Below are 22,220 nucleotides of genomic sequence, written 5' to 3' on the forward strand. Positions count from 1 at the left end.
CTGCGGCTCAGGAACCCCGTATAAGCAACACCAGTTTTTGGGAATCTATTTTGGTAAAGGCAACTGAGCAAAACGATAAGCTGAACCGCGCCGTTATTGTTTCGGTCGTTCTGCACTTCATACTGATTGCCCTGCTGATTTGGGGATCGCTGCAGGAAAAGGTCGACATGGGCGCCGGCGGCGGCGGCGATGGCACCGTGGTGGGCGCGGTGATGGTCGATCCCGGTGCCGTGGTGGAACAGTACAACCGCCAGCAGCAGCAGAGCAACGATGCGCAGCGTGCCGAGAAGCAGCGCCAGAAAAAAGCGGAGCAACAGGCCGAAGAGCTTCAGCAGAAGCAGGCGGAGCAACAGCAGCGCCTGAAAGAGCTGGAGAAAGAGCGTTTGGCGGCGCAGGAGAAAGCCGCGCAGGACGCCAAAGCGCAGGCTGAGCAACAGCAGAAGGCGGCGGAGCAGCAGAAACAGGCCGCCGAGCAGCAAAAAGCGGCGGAAGCCGCCGCAGCCAAGGCCAAAGAGCAACAGAAGGTCGCCGAAGCCGCCGCCGCCAAGGCGAAGGCCGAAGCGGACAAGGTCGCCAAGGCGCAGGCGGAAGCCCAGAAAAAAGCCGAAGCGGAAGCCAAGAAAGAAGCGGCAGCTGCCGCCGCCGCCAAGAAACAGGCGGAAGAGGCGAAGAAAGCCGCGGCCGCTGCGGCAGAAAAGAAAGCCGCAGAGGCCGCGGAGAAGAAAGCGGCCGCTGAAGCCGAGAAAAAAGCTGCAGCGGAAGCCGAGAAGAAGGCTGCCGCCGAGGCAGAGAAGAAAGCGGCGGCCGAGAAAGCCGCTGCCGCCAAAAAAGCCGCTGCGGACGCCAAGAAGAAGGCCGCCGCCGAGGCTGCGAAACAATCGGAGGAAGTTAGCGATCTGTTTGGCGGCCTGGCGGATGGCAAGAACGCGCCGAAAGGCGGCGGTGCCAAATCGAAGGGCGACGGTAAACCGGCCGGGCAGGGCAATGCCAAAACGGCGGGCGCCAGCGGTGCGGATATCAGCGGTTATATGGGGCAGATCCAAGGGGCGATTCAGAGCAAGTTCTATGACGCCAGCTCGTTCGCCGGCAAAACCTGCGACCTGCGTATCAAGCTGGCGCCGGACGGCCTGCTGATAAGCGTACAAGCGGCGGGCGGCGATCCTGCTTTGTGTCAGGCCGCGGTCTCTGCCGCCAAGTTGGCGCACATACCTAAGCCGCCGAGCGATGCCGTTTATCAGCACTTTAAGAATTCTATCCTTGAATTCAAACCGCAATAACGGTTGATTGACTGAGTAAGATCACAGGGATGTACTAAGGTAACCAACAGGGATTATGTAGTTTTACGTAAGTTGGTTTGTTAAAATTCTGCTAATTTATCGCAGGCATCCCGCCTGGATAAGGGAGATGAGATGAAGCAGGCATTTCGAGTAGCGCTAGGTTTTTTAATTCTGTGGGCGTCCGTGTTGCACGCGGAAGTTCGCATTGAAATCACCCAAGGGGTCGACTCCGCTCGTCCGATTGGCGTGGTGCCGTTTAAATGGGCGGGCCCAGGCACGCCGCCGGAAGATATCGGCAAGATTGTCGGCGCGGATCTGCGCAACAGCGGCAAATTCAACCCGATCGACGTGGCTCGCATGCCGCAGCAACCGACCTCCGCGTCTGAAGTGACGCCGGCGGCCTGGACTGCATTGGGCATCGACGCCGTGGTTGTCGGCCAGGTTCAGCCTGGCGCCGACGGCAGCTACCTGATCTCCTACCAGTTGGTGGACACCTCGGGTTCGCCGGGCACCGTATTGGCGCAGAACCAGTATAAAGTGACCAAACAGTGGTTGCGTTATTCTGCCCATACCGCCAGCGACGAAGTGTTCGAGAAGCTGACCGGCATCAAGGGCGCGTTCCGCACCCGTATCGCCTACGTGGTGCAGACCAACGGCGGGAAATTCCCGTACGAGCTGCGCGTAGCGGATTACGACGGTTACAACCAGTTCACGGTGCACCGTTCGCCTGAGCCGCTGATGTCGCCGGCCTGGTCGCCGGACGGCAGCAAACTGGCTTATGTGACCTTCGAGAGCGGCCGCTCTGCGCTGGTGGTGCAGACCCTGGCTAACGGCGCTATCCGCCAGATCGCCTCGTTCCCGCGCCACAACGGTGCGCCGGCGTTCTCGCCGGACGGCAGCAAGCTGGCCTTCGCGCTGTCCAAGAGCGGCAGCCTGAACCTGTACGTGATGAACCTCGGCTCCGGCCAGATCACGCAGCTGACCGATGGCCGCAACAACAACACCGAACCGACCTGGTTCCCGGATGGCCAGTCTCTGGCGTTTACCTCCGACCAGGGCGGGCGTCCGCAGATTTATAAAATCAGCGCCAGCGGCGGTGCCGCACAGCGTCTGACATGGGAAGGCTCTCAGAACCAGGATTCTGAAGTCAGCTCCGACGGTAAATTCCTGGTGATGGTGAGCACCAACAGTGGTGCACAACACATCGCCAAACAAGATCTTGGATCGGGCGCCGTTCAGGTTTTGACCGGCACCTTCCTGGATGAAACGCCTAGTATTGCGCCAAACGGCACCATGGTGATCTATAGCTCCACGCAAGGTATGGGCTCCGTGCTGCAGTTGGTGTCAACTGATGGGCGTTTCAAAGCGCGTCTTCCGGCAACTGATGGACAGGTCAAATTCCCTGCCTGGTCGCCGTATCTGTGATGCATGTGTAAATATGTATGGCAAACTATAAAAGGATCAAAGAAATGCAACTGAACAAAGTGCTGAAAGGGCTTCTGCTGGCACTGCCAGTTCTGGCTGTAGCAGCTTGTAGTTCTAACAAAAGCGCGAACAACGACCAATCTGGTATGGGCGCTGGCGCCGGCACTGGTATGGAAAACGGCAGCAGCAACCTGTCTTCCGAAGAACAAGCTCGTCTGCAGATGCAAGAACTGCAGAAGAACAACATCGTTTACTTCGGCCTGGACAAGTATGACGTAAGCTCCGAATTCGCTCAGATGCTGGACGCGCACGCTGCATTCCTGCGTAACAACCCGTCTTACAAAGTGACCGTTGAAGGCCACGCTGACGAACGCGGCACGCCGGAATACAACATCGCTCTGGGTGAGCGTCGTGCTAACGCCGTTAAAATGTACCTGCAGGGTAAAGGCGTTTCCGCTGACCAGATCTCTATCGTTTCTTACGGTAAAGAAAAACCAGCAGTACTGGGCCACGACGAAGCGGCTTATGCTAAAAACCGTCGTGCCGTTCTGGTTTACTAAGAGAATCGCATGAACAGTAACTTCAGACGTCACCTGTTGAGTCTGTCGTTACTGGTTGGCGTAGCGGCCCCTTGGGCCGCTACTGCCCAAGCGCCAATCAGTAATGTCGGCTCCGGCTCGGTCGAAGACCGTGTCACCTCGCTTGAGCGCATCAGCAATGCTCAAGGCCAGCTTTTAAACCAACTCCAGCAGCAACTCTCTGACAATCAACGCGACATTGATTCTCTCCGTGGACAAATCCAGGAAAGCCAGTATCAGTTGAATCAGGTCGTTGAACGCCAGAAGCAAATCTATCAACAGATGGATAGCCTCAGCCAGGGCGGCGCTCAGAGCGCCTCTGCGGCAGCGGGCGCTGCCGGCGGGGCAGCCGCAGGCGCATCTTCCGATGCGGGCAGCAGCGCGCCTGCAGCCGCTTCTGCAACGCCGAGCGGCGGTGATGAGAACAGTGACTACAACGCCGCTGTTTCTCTGGCGCTGGAAAAAAAACAGTATGACCAGGCGATTTCCGCCTTTCAGTCCTTCGTAAAACAGTACCCGAAGTCCACTTACCAGCCCAATGCCAACTATTGGCTGGGCCAGTTGTTCTACAACAAGGGTAAAAAAGACGATGCGGCCTACTATTTTGCGGTGGTGGTGAAGAATTACGCTAAATCACCGAAGGCGCCGGACGCCATGTACAAGGTGGGTATCATCATGCAGGAAAAAGGGCAGGCTGATAAAGCCAAGGCCGTGTTCCAGCAGGTGATTAAACAATACCCAACCAGTGCGGCGGCCAAGCAGGCGAAAAGTCGCGTAGGCGGTTAACGGCTAGAAAAATGAGCCCAGAAGTTAGTCGATTTGACCGATTTCTGGGCTCATTCGCGTGAAGAACAAGCAGTTGAACGCATCGGTAAAAAATTTAGGTTGCGCTGCCAAGATAAATTAGTAATATATGCCGCCGTTGCCAAGACATCTTGCAAGATGTTAAAGCGGCAGGGAAATTGGGTCGTTAGCTCAGTTGGTAGAGCAGTTGACTTTTAATCAATTGGTCGCAGGTTCGAATCCTGCACGACCCACCAATTTCTGAAGTAGCAGTAACCACAACAGTGGGTGATTAGCTCAGTTGGTAGAGCATCTCCTTTACACGGAGGGGGTCGGCGGTTCGAGCCCGTCATCACCCACCACTGTTATGGGTCGTTAGCTCAGTTGGTAGAGCAGTTGACTTTTAATCAATTGGTCGCAGGTTCGAATCCTGCACGACCCACCATTCTTTAAGAATGGCAGCTTCAGAATCGGTTTGATGTGGCAAAGTAAAGGTCCGAGTCGAGTACCCGTCGAGTTGTCCTGAACATCCCCATCCTTGTTTTCCGCGAGTCGGTTCCAATAACCTATTCGCCATCAGCAGTAAACCACATCAGTGGGTCGTTAGCTCAGTTGGTAGAGCAGTTGACTTTTAATCAATTGGTCGCAGGTTCGAATCCTGCACGACCCACCACTCTTTAATAGAGCAAGGTGTTAAATCGTCAGGATGAGAACCGTAAAGGTTCGAGTCTCGCGAAGCGAGACAACATCACTCCGGTGGTGGCCCGAAGGGCGAGTTATCCTACACGACCCACCATTCTTTGAGTGGACAAGATGTGAAAAATAGCAGTACCACAGCAGTGGGTGATTAGCTCAGTTGGTAGAGCATCTCCTTTACACGGAGGGGGTCGGCGGTTCGAGCCCGTCATCACCCACCACACTGCGGGTCGTTAGCTCAGTTGGTAGAGCAGTTGACTTTTAATCAATTGGTCGCAGGTTCGAATCCTGCACGACCCACCAATTCAGAAAAAAGCGCCTTTTGGCGCTTTTTTCGCATCTGCGCCCACCTGACTCTACCTTTATCTTCTTGCTGACATAGCCCACTGAGTCGTGCGGGTGAGATCCTGCGCTCAGGTTCGAGCATCGCGTAGCGATACGACAACGCGCAGCGTTGCCCGTAGGGTGAGGCCAAAGGCCGAATCAATCCTGCACGACCCACCCATTCAGAAAAAAGCGCCTTTGGGCGCTTTTTTCGTTTCTGTAACATCCAAACCTGACCTCATCTTCTCGCTTAACATGGTCACCGAGTCGTGCGGGTGAGATCCTGCGTTCAGGTTCGAGCATCGCATAGCGATACGACAACGCGCAGCGTTGCCCGCAGGGTGAGGCCACAGGCCGAATCAATCCTGCACGACCCACCCATTCAGAAAAAGCGCCTTTTATCGCATCCGCATCACCGCAATCTGAATCCGCTGCTTTCTCGTTTCAACAACACTCCGATCGTCATCCCGCTCTTTTCTGAACGGCTATACGTTCTCGCCAAGCGGTTATCCGCTGTGAACTGCACGGGCAATGCCTGTGTTTTTAATCTATTAAACAATAGGTGCGCAAAATTGAAAATATCAGCGGACTTTTCGCGCTGATTTAGGTATTTTGTTTAGTATATAAAACGAAGGGCGTTGCGGCAGGCAATATTCAAGCGGCAGGCGCCCAGCCTAGCATGAGATTGCAGCGATGAGTGAAATGTTTGATGTCAATGCGGCGGTGTATCCCTTCCCGCCTAAACCGGTACCGCTGGACGTAGCCGAAAAAGCCTTTTATCGCGAAAAGATCAAAACCCTGCTCAAGCAGCGCAACGCGGTGATGGTCGCCCACTATTATACCGATCCGGAAATCCAGGCGCTGGCGGAAGAAACCGGCGGCTGCGTGGCGGATTCGCTGGAAATGGCGCGCTTCGGCAGCGCGCATCCGGCTTCCACGCTGTTGGTGGCCGGCGTGCGTTTCATGGGGGAAACCGCCAAGATCCTCAGCCCGGAAAAGCAGGTGCTGATGCCGACGCTGTTTGCCGAATGTTCGCTGGATCTGGGCTGCCCGGAAGAGGAGTTTCATGCGTTTTGCGACAGCCATCCCGATCGCACCGTGGTGGTCTATGCGAATACCTCGGCGGCGGTCAAAGCGCGCGCTGACTGGGTGGTGACCTCCAGCATCGCCGTCGAACTGATCGAGCATCTGGATAGCCTGGGCGAGAAAATTATCTGGGCGCCGGATCGTCATCTCGGCAGCTACGTGCAGAAGCAGACCGGCGCTGACGTGTTGTGTTGGCAAGGCGCCTGCATTGTCCATGACGAGTTTAAGACCCAGGCGCTGCGGCGCATGAAGGCGCTCTATCCGCAGGCGGCCATCCTGGTGCATCCCGAATCGCCTCAGGCGGTGGTCGAGCTGGCGGATGCGGTGGGATCGACCAGCCAACTGATTCAGGCGGCGAAAACATTGCCGCATCAACAGCTGATCGTCGCCACCGATCGCGGTATCTTTTACAAGATGCAGCAGGCTTGTCCGGACAAGGAGCTGTTCGAAGCGCCGACCGCCGGGGAAGGCGCGACCTGCCGCAGCTGCGCGCATTGCCCGTGGATGGCGATGAATGGCCTGAAGGCGATTGCCGAAGGGCTGGAGCAGGGGGGCGCGCAGCATGAGATCCACGTGGACGCCGCGCTGCGTGAAAAGGCGCTGGTGCCGCTGAACCGCATGCTGGATTTCGCCGCTCAGCTTAAGATGCAGGTTAAAGGCAACGCTTAACCGTTTAAAAGGATGACCTCATGAGCTTCTTCAGTACCAGCAATATTCTGGTGCATATTCCGCTTGGCGCGGGCGGTTACGATCTGTCGTGGATCGAAGCCATCGGCACACTGTTCGGGTTGCTGTGCATCTGGTACGCCAGCAAGGAAAAAATCATCAACTACCTGTTCGGCCTGATCAACGTCACGCTGTTCGCGGTGATTTTCTTCCAGATCCAGCTGTACGCCAGCCTGCTGCTGCAGCTGTTTTTCTTCGGCGCCAATATTTACGGTTGGTATGCCTGGAGCCGCCAAACCCAGGATAACCAGGCCGAGCTGCAGATCCGCTGGTTGCCGCTGCCGAAAGCGTTGGCCTGGGCGGCGGTTTGCGTCATCGGCATCGGCCTGATGACCTTCAACATCGACCGCGTGTTCGCCTGGCTGACGCAGATTGCGGTGGCGGTGATGCAAGGGCTGGGGCTGAACGTGCAGATGCCGACGCTGCAGCCGGACGCGTTCCCGTTCTGGGATTCGGCGATGATGGTGCTCTCCATCGTGGCGATGATCCTGATGACGCGCAAGTACGTGGAAAACTGGCTGCTGTGGGTGGTTATCGATGTCATCAGCGTGGCGATCTTCGCCTACCAGGGCGTGTACGCGATGGCGCTGGAGTATGTCATTCTGACGCTGATCGCCCTGAACGGCTCCTGGCTGTGGATCAAGAGCGCCGGGCGCAACCGTTCCAATCCGCTCTCTTCCGCACCGTAACAACGCAGAGGGCGCCGTGATGGCGCCCTCGTGGCTTAGTGGTGATGTCCCAGATGGGAATGCGCTTCGGCATGTGAGTGTTCACTCGGCTCCGGCGCCCGGTTGATACCGCAGTCCGGCGTCTCGCAGTGCCGGTACTCCATCTGGATGGTCACGTGGCCGATCTTGTAGTGTTCCAACAGATAAGCCTGGATGCGTTGCAACAGCCCATCGTGGTCATGCGGCGGGATCACCTGCGCATGCAGCGTCATCAGCTTCTGTTCGCCGATCTGCCAGACGTGTACATGGTGGATATTGCGTACTTCCGGGATGTTCAGGCACAGGTCTTTTTGCAGCTTGGCGATGTCGACCTCCTGCGGCGTGCCTTCCAGCAGCTCGTGGAAGCTCTCCTTCAGCAGCCGCCAGGCGCTGCGCAGCACCAGACAGGAGACCAGCACCGACAGGATCGGGTCAATCGGCGTCCAGCCGGTGGCGAGAATGACGATGGCGGCGACGATGGCGCCCACCGAGCCGAGCAGGTCGCCCAGCACATGCAGCGCGGCCGCCCTCACGTTGATATTTTTCTCTTCGCTGCCGCGATGCAGCAGCCAGAAGGCGAACAGGTTCGCCAGCAGCCCCGCTATGGCGATGATCAGCATCGGAGTACCCATCACCGGCTGTGGTTCGAAGAAACGCCGTATCGCCTCCCACAGGATGAATACCACGATCACCAGTAGCGCCGCGGCGTTGAGGAAGGCCGCCAGGGTGGTCAGGCGCAGATAGCCGAAGGTGTGGCGCGCGTTGGGCTTGCGCTGGGAAAAGTGCACCGCCATCAGCGCCACCAACAGCGCGGCGGCATCGGTCAGCATGTGCCCGGCGTCGGCCAACAGCGCCAGCGAGCCGGACAACAGGCCGCCGGCCACTTCGGCCACCATAAAGACGGCGGTGACTAAAAAAGCGGTCAGTAGGCGTTTACTATTACTGTCTTTCGGCAGGTGTACGTGTGGAGTGTCCGACATTATTCATCCTTATGCATAGCGAAAGTGGGGGCGGCGGCGAGCAGAGCGTCCAGCTCCGGTTCTATCTGCGCCACTGACGCCTTTAATTTAGTATAAGCGGCGGCGGCAAGTTCGCCCCGACGTGCGGTTTCCACCAGTTGCTGGCACAGCCGCGCGGCTTCCGGCAACTGCAGCATCAGCAGGCTGCCCTTGATGCGGTGCGCCGCCTGTTCCAGGCGTGGCCAGTCGCTCGCGGCGACGGCATCCGCGAGCCGCTGCCGGTCTTGCCGCAGCGTGTCGTTGAGCGTCTGCGCCAGCCGCTGCATCATGGCGCGATCGCCGCCCGCCATCTCAGCCAGCGTTTGCCGTAGGTCAGTAAGGACTGACTTTTCTTCCTGAGCCTGCGGTTGCTGAGCCAATACCTGGCCGATTGCCGCCAGTGAAATCGGCTTGGTCAGGAAGTGGTCGATCGCCACCAGGCCCGGCGGGATGCGGGTAAACTCCTGCACGTCTGCCGAGCAGAGCACGATGCGGCAAGGCGGGCGCTGCAGCCGCTGTTCGTCGCGCCGGATCAGCCTGGCCAGCGTCAGTCCGTCCGGGCGCGGCATGTTATAGTCGATAAACAGCAGATCGAACGGCTGCCGGCGCTGGGCCTGCAGCAGCGCATAGCCTTGTTCAAAGCGGGCCGGCTGCAGCCCGAAGTGGCGCAGCTGGCGTTCCAGCAGCAACAGATTGGTGGGGTGATCGTCGATCAGCGCGGTACGCATGGCGGAAGACGGCAGATCAAAGCTACGTTCTGCCGGGGCGACAGCCGGCGGCGCGCCGCTCAGCTCGACCGGTATCGCGACCTCGACGCGTGTACCGACGCCCGGCTGCGAGTGCAACGCGATGCGGCCGCCCATCTGTTCGACGATTTCTTTGCAGATCGACAGGCCCAAACCGGTTCCTTGCACCGAGATGCGTTGCGCGCCGCGCGCGCGGTAAAACGGTTGAAACAGCTTGCCCACCTCATCGGCGGCGATGCCGCAGCCGCTGTCGTTCACCGTCAGATGCAATTCCTCCTGCCGCTCATCCTGCGCGCGCCAGCCGACTTCGACCTGAATGGCGCCGCGCGGCGTGAACTTTATCGCGTTGTTTATCAGGTTGTTAGCCACCTGAAGTAAACGCTCACCATCAATAATCACCGCCTCCGGCAGCGCCGGATCCGCCACCACGCTCAGCGTCAACGGCCGATCGCCGATCAGCGGTCGGTAAAGGGCGTCGATGCGCGCGACCCAGGGGCGCAGCGCCACCGGTTTTGGCGCCAACGTCAACGACCCGGTTTCCAGCCGCGCGTGATCCTGCAGGTCGTTGAGCAGGTTGAGCAGCGATGAGGCCGAACTGTAAATCACCGGCAGGCCTTCCGGCGCAGGTTGGCGTTTGAGCTCCAGTTCCAGCAGGCCGAGGATGGCGTGCATCGGCGTGCGCAGTTCATGGCTGACGGTGGCGAGGAATTTGCTCTTCATGCGATTTTCCGCTTCGGCGCGGCGGCGCGCCTGCTCGAGCTCTTCGCGTTCGCGTTTTTCACGGCGCTGCAGCATGAAACGGCGCAGCGTCAGCGCCAACAGCAGCACGGTAGCGGCGGCCAACAGCGCCAGCAGCCAGGTGGTCTGCGGCGGCATGCGGTTGTCGTTCACCGCGTCGATCAGGTTGCTGCGATCGACGATCCACTCGTCGCGCAGCGATTGCAGGGTATCCGCCGGGATCTGCATCAGGTTCTTATCGAGGATCGCCAGCAGCAGCGGCTGATCGCGGCGCACGCCGAAAGCCACCGGATAGGGGATGTTGTTGGCGGCGAAGGCCAGCTTGATGGCGCCGGAATAGCGCGACAGCGCCAAAAAGTTGGCGGAGATGACGTTATCCACCAGCGCATCCAGCTGGCCGTTGGCCAGCGCGTCGTACATCGACTTGCTGTCGGCGAAGCTGACGGTCTGTTCCTGTTCCGGCACCAGCCCCTGCGCCAAATCGCCCTGCAGCACGCCGATGCGCTTGCCGGCCAGATCGCCCCAGGTCGAGACGCCGTTGGCATACTGGCCGACGTAAACGCCCCACAGCGAACGGTGGATCGGCATGCTGGCGCTGTAGCGCGCCTTGACGCCGCGCGCCAGCGGCAGGGCGGCGCGGAAGCTGGCCTGGCCGGATTGCACCAGCTGATCGGCCTGCTCGGCGTTGCGCGCCCACAGCGGCGCGAAACGCAGCCCGGTGTTTTGCGCGATGATGTTGAGAATATCGATGGCGTAGCCGCGCGGCTGGCCGTCGGAGCCGCGGTAGGCGAACGGGAAATTGTTCTCGATGGCGGCGTAGTAAACCACGCGGTGGCTCGCCACCCAATTCTTCTCCATCGTCGTCAGATCGGCATTGCCGGTATCGAGGTAGCTGGGGATCTTTTTGCTCCAGCGGCTCTGCAGGGCATTCATCAGCTCCATCGGTGCGTCGGCGATGGCGGTGTCCAGCGTATCTATCAGCCGCGGGTCGGCGGCGGCGAACACGAAGGACAGGTTGCCCAGGTTCTCGTTGCTTTCAATCTGATAGAGCTGGCCGAGCTGCAACTGGTCGATGATAAAGCTGGCGCTGGCCTCGTCGGCGATAAAGTAGTCGCTGCTGCCGTTGAGCAGCGAATAGACCGCCTGCAGGTTGTTGTCGTAGCGCTGGATCTGCGACGCCACCGCCTGCAGGGCGCCGCCGGACTGCATGTCGGTCAGCGCGCCGATCGCGACGCGGGCATTGGCGGAGTTGAGCATCACCGGCCGATCGTTGCTGCGGTCGCGCAATACGCGCAGGTTGCTGACGTAATAGGGCTGAGAGATCGCCAATCCGTGCAGCGCTTCACTTTGCGGGATGCCATACAGCAGATCGATTTTGCCGTCGTGCAGCGCCTGCTCCAGCTGCGTCAGATCGGCGAAGCCGTAAATGGCGAAGCGAATGCCGGTTACCTGCTGGATATAGCCGAGGTAGTCGGCGTTCAGCCCATACAGATCGTCATCCACAATGATGTTGTACGGGCTGGTGTTCTCACTGATGATGCCGACGCGCAGCGTGTGGTCGCGCCAGGGGTTTTTCTCGCCGACGATCAGCATGTTCTCGGGGGTATTCAGATTGCTGACCAGCTGATAGCGCACCGGCTCCCCCGCCTGCGCCAGGCCGCACCACAGGATCAGCAGCAGCAGGGCGCGGCGCATCATGGCGCCAGCTCTTTAAATACCGCCACCAGCTCCAGCAGATTACCGGCGCCGGTTTTGCGCTGGATGTTTTTCTTGTGCGTGCTGACGGTCTTGTTGCTGATGTGCAGCCGGTCGGCGATCTGCAGGTTGGACAGCCCCTGGCTCAGCAAACCCAGCACCTCGAGCTCCTTGGGCGTGAGCAGCCCGCCGTCCGCCGTCGGCGCTTCTTCGGCCAGCGCGGCGGCGGGAAAACTGGCTTCACCGTCCAGCACCTGCTCGATCGCCAGCACCAACTCCGCCAGCGAGCTGCCTTTATTGACGAAACCGTCGGCGCCGGCGGCATGCGCCATGCGCGCATACACATCGGCCTCTTGCGCGGTATAGATCAGGATCTTTTGTTGCGGGTAGCGGCGGCGGATTTTTTTCAACAGCTGCAGCCCATCGACCTGCGGCAGGCCGATATCCAGGATCACCAGGCCGAAAGCGGCCTCGGCCAGCAGAGCCAACGCCTGGACGTCGTCCTGCGCCGCCTGCAGGCGGTAGGGGCGGGATGATTTCATTAGCGCCGCTTCCAGTGCGACATGAACCACCGGGTGGTCATCAACTAATAACAGAGAAGGCATGTTCAACTCGGGTCGCTTTATATTCCGATCGCTAGCATAGCGAAAAAGGAGGCTCTGCGCTCCCCTGATGAAACAGCACAATCTGCTGTTAATTTGGCGGTTCCAGCGGAGGGGGGCAAAGGTGATTTACAGCGCCATTCCCACAGGCTAGATTGTTGGGATCTACACCGTTACGCACTGCGAAATACCCCTCGATACCGAATGGAAAAGCTATGAATTACCAAAACGACGATTTACGCATTAATGATATTAAGGAACTCCTGCCGCCGGTGGCTCTGCTGGAGAAATTCCCGGCTACCGAACGCGCGGCAAAGACGGTGTCCCAGGCCCGCAGCGCGATTCACAATATCCTCCGTGGCAGCGACGATCGCCTGCTGGTGGTGATTGGCCCTTGCTCCATCCACGATACCCAAGCCGCCAAAGAGTACGCGGGGCGCCTGCTGGCGCTGCGTGAAGAACTGAGCGGCGAGCTGGAAGTGGTGATGCGCGTATACTTCGAAAAACCGCGCACCACCGTGGGCTGGAAAGGCCTGATCAACGATCCGCAGATGGACAACAGCTTCAACATCAACGACGGCCTGCGCCTGGCGCGCAAACTGCTGGTGGAGATCAACGACAGCGGTCTGCCGGCCGCCGGCGAATTCCTCGACATGATCACGCCGCAGTACCTGGCGGATCTGATGAGCTGGGGCGCCATCGGCGCGCGCACCACGGAATCGCAGGTGCACCGCGAGCTGGCCTCCGGCCTCTCGTGCCCGGTCGGTTTCAAGAATGGCACCGACGGCACCATCAAGGTGGCGATCGACGCCATCAACGCCGCCGGCGCGCCGCACTGCTTCCTGTCGGTGACCAAGTGGGGCCACTCGGCGATCGTTAACACCAGCGGCAACGGCGACTGCCACATTATTCTGCGCGGCGGCAAAGAGCCGAACTACAGCGCGGCGCACGTGAAGGACGTCAAAGCCGGCCTGAGCAAAGCCGGGCTGCCTGCGCAGGTGATGATCGACTTCAGCCATGCCAACAGCAGCAAACAGTTCAAAAAGCAGATGGACGTGAGCGCTGACGTTTGCGGGCAGATTAGCGGCGGTGAAAAAGCGATCATCGGCGTGATGATCGAAAGTCACCTGGTGGAAGGCAACCAGAACCTCGAAAGCGGCGAACCGCTGGTTTACGGCAAGAGCGTGACCGACGGCTGCATCGGCTGGCAGGACACCGAAACCGTGCTGCGCGATCTGGCGGCGGCGGTGAAAGCGCGCCGCGGATAACCGCAAACAATGACAAGGGCCCGATAGCGGGCCCTTGTTTTATCCTTGCCATTACACTTCTCTATATTCCACGACTTTAAGGCTTACAGTTAATAGGCCAATTAAGTCCTTAAGCGACCCTCTTCGCATTATTCCTATTTAAGAAAAGAATAATTGTCACTACTCGCGGCATTGTGCTTATATAAGACGCTTTTTTTATTCCATAAACCCCGCAGGCCTAATAAGTGGGGAGTGGTATGACCTTATTCCTTTCAGGATGAAAGAATTATGACAAACAATACCTCGCAGCCGCTGGGGCTGCACCGGATTAAATTCCATGGGAAAGGTGGTGAGTACTTCGCTATTTGGTTAGTCAATGCATTATTGACCGTCCTGACCCTGGGCATCTATTCCGCCTGGGCGACGGTGCGCCGTCGCCGCTATTTTTACGGCAACACGGAATTGGACGGCGATCGTTTCGACTACCATGCACAACCGCTGCAAATTCTGAAAGGGCGGCTGTTGGTGATCGGCGGCATCATCGTGTTTTATATCTTGCTGGCGATAACGCCCCTGTTGGGGCTGCTGGCTTTGCTGGTGTTGCTTGCCCTGCTGCCGTGGATCGTTATTCGCAGCTGGCGCTACAATGCGATTATGTCGAGCTATCGCGGCGTGCGTTTTAATTATGTCTGCCGCACCGGGCGTGCCTATTGGGCTTTACTGTTCTGCCCGTTATTGCTGATTATCGGGCTGTATGTCGGTCTGATCATCTTGCTCGGCATTGGCAGCGGTCTTGGCAGCATCAACGCCATCGCTTTTATGCTGGTGCTGACGCTGATTTTGGCCGTGCCGGCATTTGCGGCGGTAAACGGCATTATTAGCGCACTGCAGCATGATTTGTACGTTAATAACCTGTTCTTCGGGCGCACACCGTTTATTGCCGAACTGAAGAAATCGGCCTTTATCAAATTTGCCTTGATCGGCCTGCTCATATTCCTGCCATTCATGTTGGTTGCGTTGGTGTGCATCGGTTCGTTCTTCTTTACTCTCTATCAGATGGTGTTGATGGGCATGTTAACCAATGAAGCCATTGATGTGCTGGTGCTGGACAATATCAGCAGCCTTCTGCTGATGATGGTGGTGCTGTTGATCGGCGCGCTGGTGGCCAGCAGCTACCAGGTCGTTGCCCAGCGCAACTATCTGTTTAACCAGGCAAGGCTGAACGGCGACATCAAGCTGCATTCCTCAATGAAAACGCTGCCGTATATGGGATTGTTGATCACCAATACCCTGATTACCCTGTTCTCGCTCGGTTTGGCGGCGCCGGTGGCGGAAGTGCGTCATGCCCGTTATCTGGCGGCCTGCACGGCGGTTGAAGGCGATCTGGCGCTGCTGGACATTACGGCGCATCAGGAAAGCGCCAACAGCGCGGTGGCCGAAGAAGCGCTGCAGGCGCTGGATCTGGGCGGCAACTTCTGAGGCGCCGATGATCCTTGAAGGCGCTTATCAGTTGCCGGGACGGGCCGCACGTGAGGCGGCTCGTCTGCTGGTGAACGAAAGCGGCGAAGGCGTGACGTTGCAGCGGCAGGATGAACAGCGTTACATCCCGCTGACGGACATCACCGTTTCTGCCGCGCTGGGCAATATTCCGCTGACGCTCACCTTCAAGGGCGGCGGGCGCTTTGTGCCTGACGACGACGCGGCCTTTCGCCGCTGGTTCTATCAACGCCGTTCGCCGGGGTGGGTGCATCGCCTGGAGCGCCATAAACGCGGCGTCGCCCTGGCGCTGCTGATGACGCTGTTGGCGGTAGTGGCTTACGTTTACGTGGTGCTGCCGTGGGCGAGCAGCGAGATCGCCATGCGCATCCCCACCTCGGTGGAACAGACGCTGGGCGAACATACGCAGACGTTCTTGGACCAGAGCGGCTTCGCGCCCTCCGCACTGCCGGCCGAGCGGCAACGGGCGCTGCAGCAGCTGTTCCGGCAGGTGATGCCGGCCGACATGCGCCAGGAGCGCACGCCGCTCTCGCTGAAGCTGATGGCGGCGCCCGGTGCGCCGAACGCCTTTATGCTGCCGGACGGCACGCTGGTGCTCAGCGATAGCCTGGTCACCTTGTCAAAAAACGACGATGGCTTGGCGGCGGTGATGCTGCATGAGATGGGGCATCACGCCCATCGTCACCCGATGCGCATGTTGGTGCGTTCGTCATTGGTGGCGTTGACGCTGATGTGGATGACGGGTGACGTCAGCGGCATCGGCGACACGCTGCTGCAGTCCGCATCCTTCGTGAATGAGATGCAGTTTTCTCGCGGGATGGAGCGTGAGGCGGATGCGTTTGCGATAGCGGAAATGCAGCGCCAGGGGCGTTCGCTGGCGGAAATGGCGGCGATCTACCGCGCGTTGGCACAGGCGCCTGAACGAGAAAAGACCGATGACTGGGCGCTGCCTGCCTGGCTCAGCACCCATCCGGCGATGCAGGAACGGCTGGACGCGGTGAACGAGGCGATGGCGCAGCAGCAATAAAAAAGCCCCCGGTGAAAAACGGGGGCTTTTTCGTGAACGGGCGAAATTACTTCGCTTTACCCTGGTTCGCTACGGCCGCCGCTTTTGCTGCGATCTCGTCGGCGTTACCCAGGTAGTAACGTTTGGTTGGCTTGAAGTTCTCGTCGAACTCATACACCAACGGCACGCCGGTTGGGATGTTCAGCTCGAGGATTTCATCTTCGCTCAGGTTATCCAGGTATTTCACCAGCGCGCGCAGGGAGTTGCCGTGCGCCGCAACGATCACGCGCTCGCCGCTCTTGATGCGTGGCAGGATCTCTTCGTCCCAGTAAGGGATAACGCGATCGATGGTCAGCGCCAGGCTTTCGGTCAGCGGCAGCTCTTGCTCGCTAAGCGAGGCGTAGCGCGGATCGTGGCCAGGGTAACGTTCGTCTTCTTTGGTCAGCTCAGGTGGGGTCACCGCGAAGCCGCGACGCCATTGTTTCACCTGCTCGTCGCCGTATTTTTCCGCGGTTTCCGCTTTGTTCAGACCCTGCAGCGCGCCGTAGTGACGTTCGTTCAGCTTCCAGGATTTTTCGGTTGGCAACCAGGCTTGATCCAGCTCGTCGAGGATGTTCCACAGGGTGTGGATCGCGCGCTTCAGTACGGAGGTGTAAGCGAAGTCAAAAGTGAAACCTTCCTCTTTCAACAGCTTGCCTGCTGCTTTCGCTTCGGTGCGGCCCTTGTCGGACAGATCAACATCATACCAACCGGTGAAGCGGTTTTCTTGGTTCCACTGGCTTTCGCCGTGACGCACCAGAACCAGCTTAGTTACAGCCATAGCTTAACTCCTTAATAATCTGACATTTCAATGATAACGAAAATCATTATATTGCCGCGGGCCGGGGCTCGGCAATCGATAGTGTCTAACCATAGCCAATTTCTTGCCGCAAAGTAAGGGCTGGCGAAAGGAAAAAGCTGAATCGTTCAGGCTGATGCGGAAGGGGGAGAAACGGCACGTCGGAATCGCTCCGGACGCGCCGTGGCAGAGGGGAAATCAGGCCGATTTTTTCAGGCAGTTGCTCATGAAGGTTTTACGCGCGTCGCCCTTCAGATCCTTGGTCTTGGCGTCGGCATTGCAGCTTTTCATTTTCTGCTGCTGTGGCGTCAGGGTTTTGCCGGACGCAGCGGCGCCTTCGGACTTCAGACAGGTGCTCATAAAGGTGGAGCGATCGGCGCCTTTCAGCGACTTGGTGGATGCCTGCTGGTTGCAATCGGTCATGCGTTTCTGTTGGGCCGCCTGCGCCGGCGAAGGCGTTTTCGTCGCCGTCGTCGCGTCGGCCGCCATCAGATTGGTGCTCAGCATTAAGCCCGCCAGCAATGGAAGTGCAGTAATCAGACGCATAGGTGTTCCTTCAGCTATTGATTGGCCGCCATCGGCCGAAAATGGTGACGTTGCACAAGGCGTTGTGCTTATCACGGTAGCCTGAGTGTAGTGCGCGCTTTGGAATAAGGGAAGGTGGGCGCCGGTGGGGGGATGGCGCTAAAAGGTAAGCATTTATAACAAATTGCCCCCGGCCGCACGGCGAGGGGCGTAGCGGGTCAGATAGGATAAAACTGATAATGCGTGGCGCTGCGGTAGCGGCTCCCCGGTTGCAGCCAACAGTCCGGCTGCGGCCACTCGGGATGGTGCGGGCTGTCCGGCAAAAACTCGCTCTCTAGCGCCACGCCGGCATGGTTGGCGTAGCTGCCGCCATCGCGCGCCGGCGTGCCGGCCAGATAATTGCCGCTGTAGAGCTGCAGCGCAGGCGCGTCGGTGAACACGCTCATTTGCACTTGCCCGTCGGCTGACCACAAATGCGCCGCCGGGCTCTCCAGCGCCCCACAGGTACGCTGCAGCAGAAAGGCGTGATCGTAGCCTTTCACCCGCTGCTGGTCGCGATCGCGCAGGAAATCCTGTAACAACGTTTTCGGCTGACGAAAATCCATGCCGCTGCCGTCCACCGCCGTCAGATCGGCGCAGGGAATGCCCTCGGCGTCGACGGGCAGGTAGCGATCGGCGAACAGCTGCAGCCGTTGGGCGCGGGCGTCGGTGCCGGCGCCGTCCAGATTGAAATAGGCGTGGTTGGTCAGATTGACCGGGCAGGGGCGATCGACTTGCGCCAGATAGTTGATTTCCAGACGATTATCCGAGGTCAGGCGGTAACAAACCTGCACGTCGAGATTGCCGGGGAAACCCTGATCGCCCTCCGCCGAGTGCAGCGCATAGCAAACCTGTTGCGCCTCGTGCTGTACCCGGCGCCAGCGGCGGGCATGGAAACCGTCGGGGCCGCCGTGCAGCTGGTGGGCGCCCTGATTGGCGGCCAGCGCATGGGGTTTCCCGTCGATGGGCAGACTGGCGTTGGCGATGCGGTTGGCGTAACGGCCGACGGTGGCGCCCAGATAGGCGCCTTGATACGGGTAGTCCGCCGGGCTGCGGCAGCCGAGCAGCAGTTCGCGTTTTTCACCGGATTTGAGCGGCAAGACGGCGGACAGCCAGGTGGCGCCCCAGTCCATCAGCGTCACCGTCATGCCGTCGGCGTTTTGCAGCAGTGTCAGCTGGTAAGGCTGCCCATCGGGCGCCGCTGCCGTGCTCATCGTCAGCATGTACCGGCCCCCTGCGAAGCCTGGCAGACATAGAAGGTTTCCTGCAATCCGCCGGTTTGCCGCGGATACTCGTGCGCCACGGCGGCACGCACCGTCTCCACGAGATCCTGCGGCATCAGCGCGACGATGCAGCCGCCAAAGCCGCCGCCGGTCATGCGCACGCCACCGCGCGGGCCGATCGTCGCTTTGACGATCTCGACCAACCGATCGATCGGCGGCACGGTGATTTCGAAGTCGTCACGCATCGAGGCGTGGGACTCCGCCATCAGCCGGCCCATGCGTTGCAGATCGCCGGCCGCCAGCGCATCGGCCGCCGCCAGCGTGCGGGTATTCTCGCTGATGACATGGCGCGCGCGTTTGGCCACCAACGGATCCAACTGATGTTGACGTGCTTCAAACTGTTCCGGGCTGACGTCACGCAGCGCCTTGACGCCGAAGAACCGAGCCGCTTCTTCACACTGTTTGCGGCGGGTGTTGTACTCGCTGTCCACCAGCCCGCGCTGCACATTGGAGTTGATGATCACCACCGCGACGCTGTCCGGCATCGGCACCGCACGGGTCTCCAGCGAGCGGCAGTCGATCAGCAGAGCGCTGTCGCGCCGGCCGAGCGCGGAGATCAGCTGGTCCATGATGCCGCAGTTGCAGCCGACGAACTGGTTTTCCGCCTCCTGGCCGTTCAGCGCCAGCGCCACACCGTCCAGCGGCAGCTGATAGAGCGCCTGCAGCGCCTGGCCTACCGCCACTTCCAGCGCGGCGGAGGAGCTGAGCCCCGCGCCCTGCGGCACATTGCCGGCGATCACCAGATCCGCGCCGCCGAAATCGGGGTTGCGTCGCTGAAGATGTTTCACCACGCCGCGCACATAGTCGGACCAGCGCTGATCGGGATGGCTGACGATCGGCTCGTCGAGCGAGAATTGATCCTGCTGATTCTGATAATCGGCGGCTAGCACGCGGATCTGGCGGTCGTCGCGCTTGGCGCAGGCGATGACGGTTTGGTAATCGATGGCGCAGGGCAACACGAAGCCGTCGTTGTAATCGGTATGCTCGCCGATCAAATTCACCCGCCCCGGCGCCTGGATGGTCAACGCCGGCGCGTAGCCGAAGTGTTCGGTAAACAGGGAATGGGTAAGCGGTTTCAGGCTCATGCTTGGGCTCCGGCTTCACGGTAATGAATATCGCTGACGGCGCGCAGACGCTCTGCGGCCTGTTCGGCGGTCAGATCGCGCTGGGTTTCCGCCAGCATCTCGTAACCGACCATAAATTTGCGCACGCTGGCTGAACGCAGCAGCGGCGGATAGAAATGGGCGTGCAGCTGCCAGTGTCGGTTGTCGGCGCCGTTGAACGGCGCGCCGTGCCATCCCATCGAATAGGGGAAAGAACACTGGAACAGGTTGTCGTAGCGGCTGGTCAGCTTCTTCAGCGCCAGCGCCAGATCTTGGCTTTGTGCCGCGCTGAGATCGGTGATGCGCTGCACCGCCGTTTTCGGCAGCAGCAGCGTTTCAAACGGCCAGGCGGCCCAGTAGGGCACCACCGCCAGCCAGTGTTCGGTGTTCACCACGATGCGTTCGCCTGCGGCCAGCTCGCGCTGCACATAGTCCAGCAGCAGCGGGGAGGCGTGCTCCCGAAAATACGCTTGCTGCAGGCGATCTTCGCGCTCGGCCTCGTTTGGCAGAAAACTGTTGGCCCAGACCTGCCCGTGCGGGTGCGGGTTGGAGCAGCCCATCGCCGCGCCTTTGTTTTCGAACAATTGCACCCAGGGGTAGTGCTTGCCCAGCTCCTCGGTTTGCGCCTGCCAGGTGGTGACCACCTGCTCCAGCGCCGGCAGCGTCAGTTCGGGCAGGGTCTTGCTGTGATCGGGAGAGAAGCAGATCACCCGGCTGACGCCGCGCGCGCTCTGGTTGCGCATCAGCGGATCCTGGCTGTCGGGCGCCGGCGGCGTATCGCTCATCAGCGCGGCGAAATCGTTGGTGAAAACATAGGTGCCGCGATAATCCGGATTGCGATCGCCGGTGACGCGCGCGTTGCCCGGGCACAGGAAACAGTCGGGATCGTGCGCCGGCAGCGTTTCTGTGGGGACGGCCTCCTGCTGGCCCTGCCAGGGGCGCTTGGCGCGGTGCGGTGAGACCAGCACCCACTGGCCGCTCAGCGGATTGTAGCGGCGGTGCGGATGATCGATAGGGTTAAATTCCGTCATACGGTTCCTTTCTTGGCGCCGACGAAAGTGTAATCGCTTCCAATTACCGTCTTGAGACGCCCGTTGCTGAACAGGGAGAGGCTGTTGCGCAGAAAGATAGCACGCGCGCGGCGGTAAAAAGGTGATCTAACGCGAAAAATGGAATCGTTTACACTTCATTGCAAAGCGCTGGACGGGCGAAGAAAAGCAGGCGGCAACGTGATTGAGGGCATTGCGGTGAAGTGCCGGTGATAGCGTTTTCACCCGACCAGCCGGCAGAGAGGGGGTCTCTGCCGGCTTCAGCCGTTAAGAATGCTGGTACAGCGGATAGGTGAAGAACAGCAGATGGGTCAGATTAAGCCCGAAATGGAACAGAATCGGCACCCACAGACGGCCGCTCCACATCCACGCCAGGCCGTAGATCACCCCGGCGAGGGTCGCGAAGATCACCATCAGCGTACCGCCCGCCAGATGCGCGGCGCCGAACACCAGGGAGGCGACGATCAGCGCCGGCCAGGCGCCCAGCCACTGGCTGAGGCGCTGTTGCAGGTAGCCGCGAAACAGCGCTTCCTCGGCCATGCAGACAAAGAACAGGTTCGCCATCACGAAAGGCAGGATCCAGGCGGGCGCATGCCACTCAATTTTTAAGCCGCCCAGCGCGACGGCCAGCAGCAACAGCGCCGGCACGGCCAGCAGCAGCGCAATCCAGCCCGCTCTGCCGGCGTTGCCGCCGCGTTCGGCGGAAAACAGCGTGGGCAAGCAGGCGAACAGCAGGAAGGGCACCATCGCCTTATCGAAGTTGTAATACATGGTGAACGGCGCGCTGAGCGGACCGGCTTTTTCGCCGTCGATCATCAGTTGATTGTGGATGCCGGGCACCAGGTGCAAGAACAGCGCCACGCAGCCTGCGACCACCAGCCCTTCGAGCGCAATCGCCAGATTACGCTGCGCGCGAAAATGGTGGCGCAACCCCGCCAGCGCTACGATCGCCAGCAGATAACTCAGGCTGAGCGGCGTCAGTACCCCATGATAAAGCCCCATGCCCGCCGAGGCGGCCAGGATCACCCAGGCTATCAGCCGATTAAACGGCAAGAAAAATAACGAAGCAGCCAGTACGCCCCACATGATATGTCCCTTTAAATATGTACACGGCGCTCAGCGCCTTTGCGGCGTGCGATGATGGCAAAATTGAGCGCTAGAGCGGATAGTAGCACACCAGGATGACGCTAAAGGTCGGGGCAGTGATGCATTTGTGCATGATGCCGGCCCACACGACCGGCGACGAGGAGGG

Annotated in this window: 18 protein-coding genes, 6 tRNA genes and 3 other RNA genes; 18 read left to right on the forward strand and 9 right to left on the reverse strand. The window is 59.7% G+C overall.

Features of this window, described 5'->3' with window-relative positions:
• Positions 1-50: 50 nt before the first annotated feature.
• The 15 genes from tolA to pnuC all read left to right on the forward strand — a co-directional run bounded on the left by tolA (position 51) and on the right by pnuC (position 7,584).
• A complete protein-coding gene (tolA, locus tag ACP39K_RS08325; RefSeq protein ID WP_033641066.1) occupies positions 51-1,277 on the forward strand; it encodes a cell envelope integrity protein TolA in 1,227 nt (408 codons plus the stop codon).
• A 132-nt stretch (positions 1,278-1,409) separates the two neighbouring features.
• Positions 1,410-2,702: a Tol-Pal system beta propeller repeat protein TolB gene (tolB, locus tag ACP39K_RS08330; RefSeq protein ID WP_004939856.1), complete on the forward strand. Its 1,293-nt coding sequence runs from the start codon at positions 1,410-1,412 to the stop codon at positions 2,700-2,702.
• Positions 2,703-2,746: 44 nt separating this feature from the next.
• Complete coding sequence (pal, locus tag ACP39K_RS08335) at positions 2,747-3,262, forward strand: peptidoglycan-associated lipoprotein Pal (RefSeq protein ID WP_004939853.1); 516 nt, start codon at positions 2,747-2,749, stop codon at positions 3,260-3,262.
• A gap of 9 nt (positions 3,263-3,271) precedes the next feature.
• Entirely contained in the window at positions 3,272-4,066 is a 795-nt protein-coding gene (gene cpoB, locus ACP39K_RS08340; RefSeq protein WP_004939852.1) for a cell division protein CpoB, read from the forward strand.
• Between the two features lie 178 nt (positions 4,067-4,244).
• A tRNA-Lys gene (locus ACP39K_RS08345) sits at positions 4,245-4,320 on the forward strand.
• Positions 4,321-4,349: 29 nt separating this feature from the next.
• Positions 4,350-4,425, forward strand: a tRNA-Val gene (locus ACP39K_RS08350).
• Between the two features lie 7 nt (positions 4,426-4,432).
• Positions 4,433-4,508: transfer RNA gene (locus ACP39K_RS08355), tRNA-Lys, on the forward strand.
• A 152-nt stretch (positions 4,509-4,660) separates the two neighbouring features.
• Positions 4,661-4,736, forward strand: a tRNA-Lys gene (locus ACP39K_RS08360).
• Positions 4,737-4,749: 13 nt separating this feature from the next.
• A non-coding RNA gene (locus tag ACP39K_RS08365) (RtT sRNA) lies at positions 4,750-4,859 on the forward strand.
• 45 nt (positions 4,860-4,904) lie between these two features.
• Positions 4,905-4,980 (forward strand) — tRNA-Val (locus tag ACP39K_RS08370).
• A 6-nt stretch (positions 4,981-4,986) separates the two neighbouring features.
• A tRNA-Lys gene (locus tag ACP39K_RS08375) sits at positions 4,987-5,062 on the forward strand.
• A gap of 76 nt (positions 5,063-5,138) precedes the next feature.
• Positions 5,139-5,263: non-coding RNA, RtT sRNA (locus ACP39K_RS08380), on the forward strand.
• Positions 5,264-5,338: 75 nt separating this feature from the next.
• Positions 5,339-5,463: non-coding RNA, RtT sRNA (locus ACP39K_RS08385), on the forward strand.
• A 313-nt stretch (positions 5,464-5,776) separates the two neighbouring features.
• Positions 5,777-6,838 carry a quinolinate synthase NadA gene (gene nadA, locus ACP39K_RS08390; RefSeq protein WP_015376982.1) on the forward strand — a complete coding sequence of 354 codons (1,062 nt, stop codon included), beginning with the start codon at positions 5,777-5,779 and terminating at the stop codon, positions 6,836-6,838.
• Between the two features lie 20 nt (positions 6,839-6,858).
• Positions 6,859-7,584 carry a nicotinamide riboside transporter PnuC gene (gene pnuC / locus ACP39K_RS08395; protein WP_016928721.1) on the forward strand — a complete coding sequence of 242 codons (726 nt, stop codon included), beginning with the start codon at positions 6,859-6,861 and terminating at the stop codon, positions 7,582-7,584.
• A 35-nt stretch (positions 7,585-7,619) separates the two neighbouring features.
• On the opposite strand, the gene zitB is transcribed toward pnuC, so the two are convergent.
• The 3 genes from zitB to ACP39K_RS08410 are packed head-to-tail and all read right to left on the reverse strand — an operon-like array spanning position 7,620 to position 12,384.
• Positions 7,620-8,582 carry a CDF family zinc transporter ZitB gene (gene zitB, locus ACP39K_RS08400; protein WP_028127667.1) on the reverse strand — a complete coding sequence of 321 codons (963 nt, stop codon included), beginning with the start codon at positions 8,580-8,582 and terminating at the stop codon, positions 7,620-7,622.
• A complete protein-coding gene (locus ACP39K_RS08405) occupies positions 8,582-11,782 on the reverse strand; it encodes an ATP-binding protein (protein WP_251684587.1) in 3,201 nt (1,066 codons plus the stop codon). Before ACP39K_RS08405 ends, zitB begins: the two co-directional genes overlap by 1 nt.
• Positions 11,779-12,384: a response regulator gene (locus tag ACP39K_RS08410; RefSeq protein ID WP_028127666.1), complete on the reverse strand. Its 606-nt coding sequence runs from the start codon at positions 12,382-12,384 to the stop codon at positions 11,779-11,781. The genes ACP39K_RS08405 and ACP39K_RS08410 overlap by 4 nt, the downstream gene beginning before the upstream one ends.
• 212 nt (positions 12,385-12,596) lie before the next feature.
• Here ACP39K_RS08410 and aroG point away from each other — a divergent pair, with 212 nt between their 5' ends.
• The 3 genes from aroG (at position 12,597) to ACP39K_RS08425 (ending at position 16,152) form a co-directional block, all read left to right on the forward strand.
• Positions 12,597-13,649: a 3-deoxy-7-phosphoheptulonate synthase AroG gene (gene aroG, locus ACP39K_RS08415; protein ID WP_016928717.1), complete on the forward strand. Its 1,053-nt coding sequence runs from the start codon at positions 12,597-12,599 to the stop codon at positions 13,647-13,649.
• Between the two features lie 267 nt (positions 13,650-13,916).
• Positions 13,917-15,107 carry a YjgN family protein gene (locus ACP39K_RS08420; protein ID WP_048795559.1) on the forward strand — a complete coding sequence of 397 codons (1,191 nt, stop codon included), beginning with the start codon at positions 13,917-13,919 and terminating at the stop codon, positions 15,105-15,107.
• A 7-nt stretch (positions 15,108-15,114) separates the two neighbouring features.
• On the forward strand, positions 15,115-16,152 hold the full coding sequence (locus ACP39K_RS08425; RefSeq protein WP_033641063.1) for a M48 family metallopeptidase: 1,038 nt from the start codon (positions 15,115-15,117) through the stop codon (positions 16,150-16,152).
• 46 nt (positions 16,153-16,198) lie between these two features.
• On the opposite strand, the gene gpmA is transcribed toward ACP39K_RS08425, so the two are convergent.
• The 6 genes from gpmA to ACP39K_RS08455 form a co-directional block, all read right to left on the reverse strand.
• A complete protein-coding gene (gene gpmA, locus ACP39K_RS08430; RefSeq protein ID WP_016928714.1) occupies positions 16,199-16,951 on the reverse strand; it encodes a 2,3-diphosphoglycerate-dependent phosphoglycerate mutase in 753 nt (250 codons plus the stop codon).
• 216 nt (positions 16,952-17,167) lie between these two features.
• Positions 17,168-17,515: a PsiF family protein gene (locus ACP39K_RS08435; protein ID WP_028127665.1), complete on the reverse strand. Its 348-nt coding sequence runs from the start codon at positions 17,513-17,515 to the stop codon at positions 17,168-17,170.
• A gap of 197 nt (positions 17,516-17,712) precedes the next feature.
• On the reverse strand, positions 17,713-18,756 hold the full coding sequence (galM, locus tag ACP39K_RS08440) for a galactose-1-epimerase (protein ID WP_089184336.1): 1,044 nt from the start codon (positions 18,754-18,756) through the stop codon (positions 17,713-17,715).
• Positions 18,750-19,901: a galactokinase gene (galK, locus tag ACP39K_RS08445; RefSeq protein WP_060444160.1), complete on the reverse strand. Its 1,152-nt coding sequence runs from the start codon at positions 19,899-19,901 to the stop codon at positions 18,750-18,752. The genes galM and galK overlap by 7 nt, the downstream gene beginning before the upstream one ends.
• The gene (galT, locus tag ACP39K_RS08450; RefSeq protein ID WP_060444161.1) at positions 19,898-20,950 is read right to left on the reverse strand and encodes a galactose-1-phosphate uridylyltransferase; all 1,053 of its coding nucleotides are present in this window, start codon (positions 20,948-20,950) and stop codon (positions 19,898-19,900) included. The genes galK and galT overlap by 4 nt, the downstream gene beginning before the upstream one ends.
• Positions 20,951-21,235: 285 nt before the next feature.
• Complete coding sequence (locus ACP39K_RS08455) at positions 21,236-22,054, reverse strand: CPBP family intramembrane glutamic endopeptidase (RefSeq protein ID WP_033641059.1); 819 nt, start codon at positions 22,052-22,054, stop codon at positions 21,236-21,238.
• Positions 22,055-22,220: the final 166 nt, after the last annotated feature.

This window comes from Serratia sp. EC4 (genome assembly GCF_059652115.1).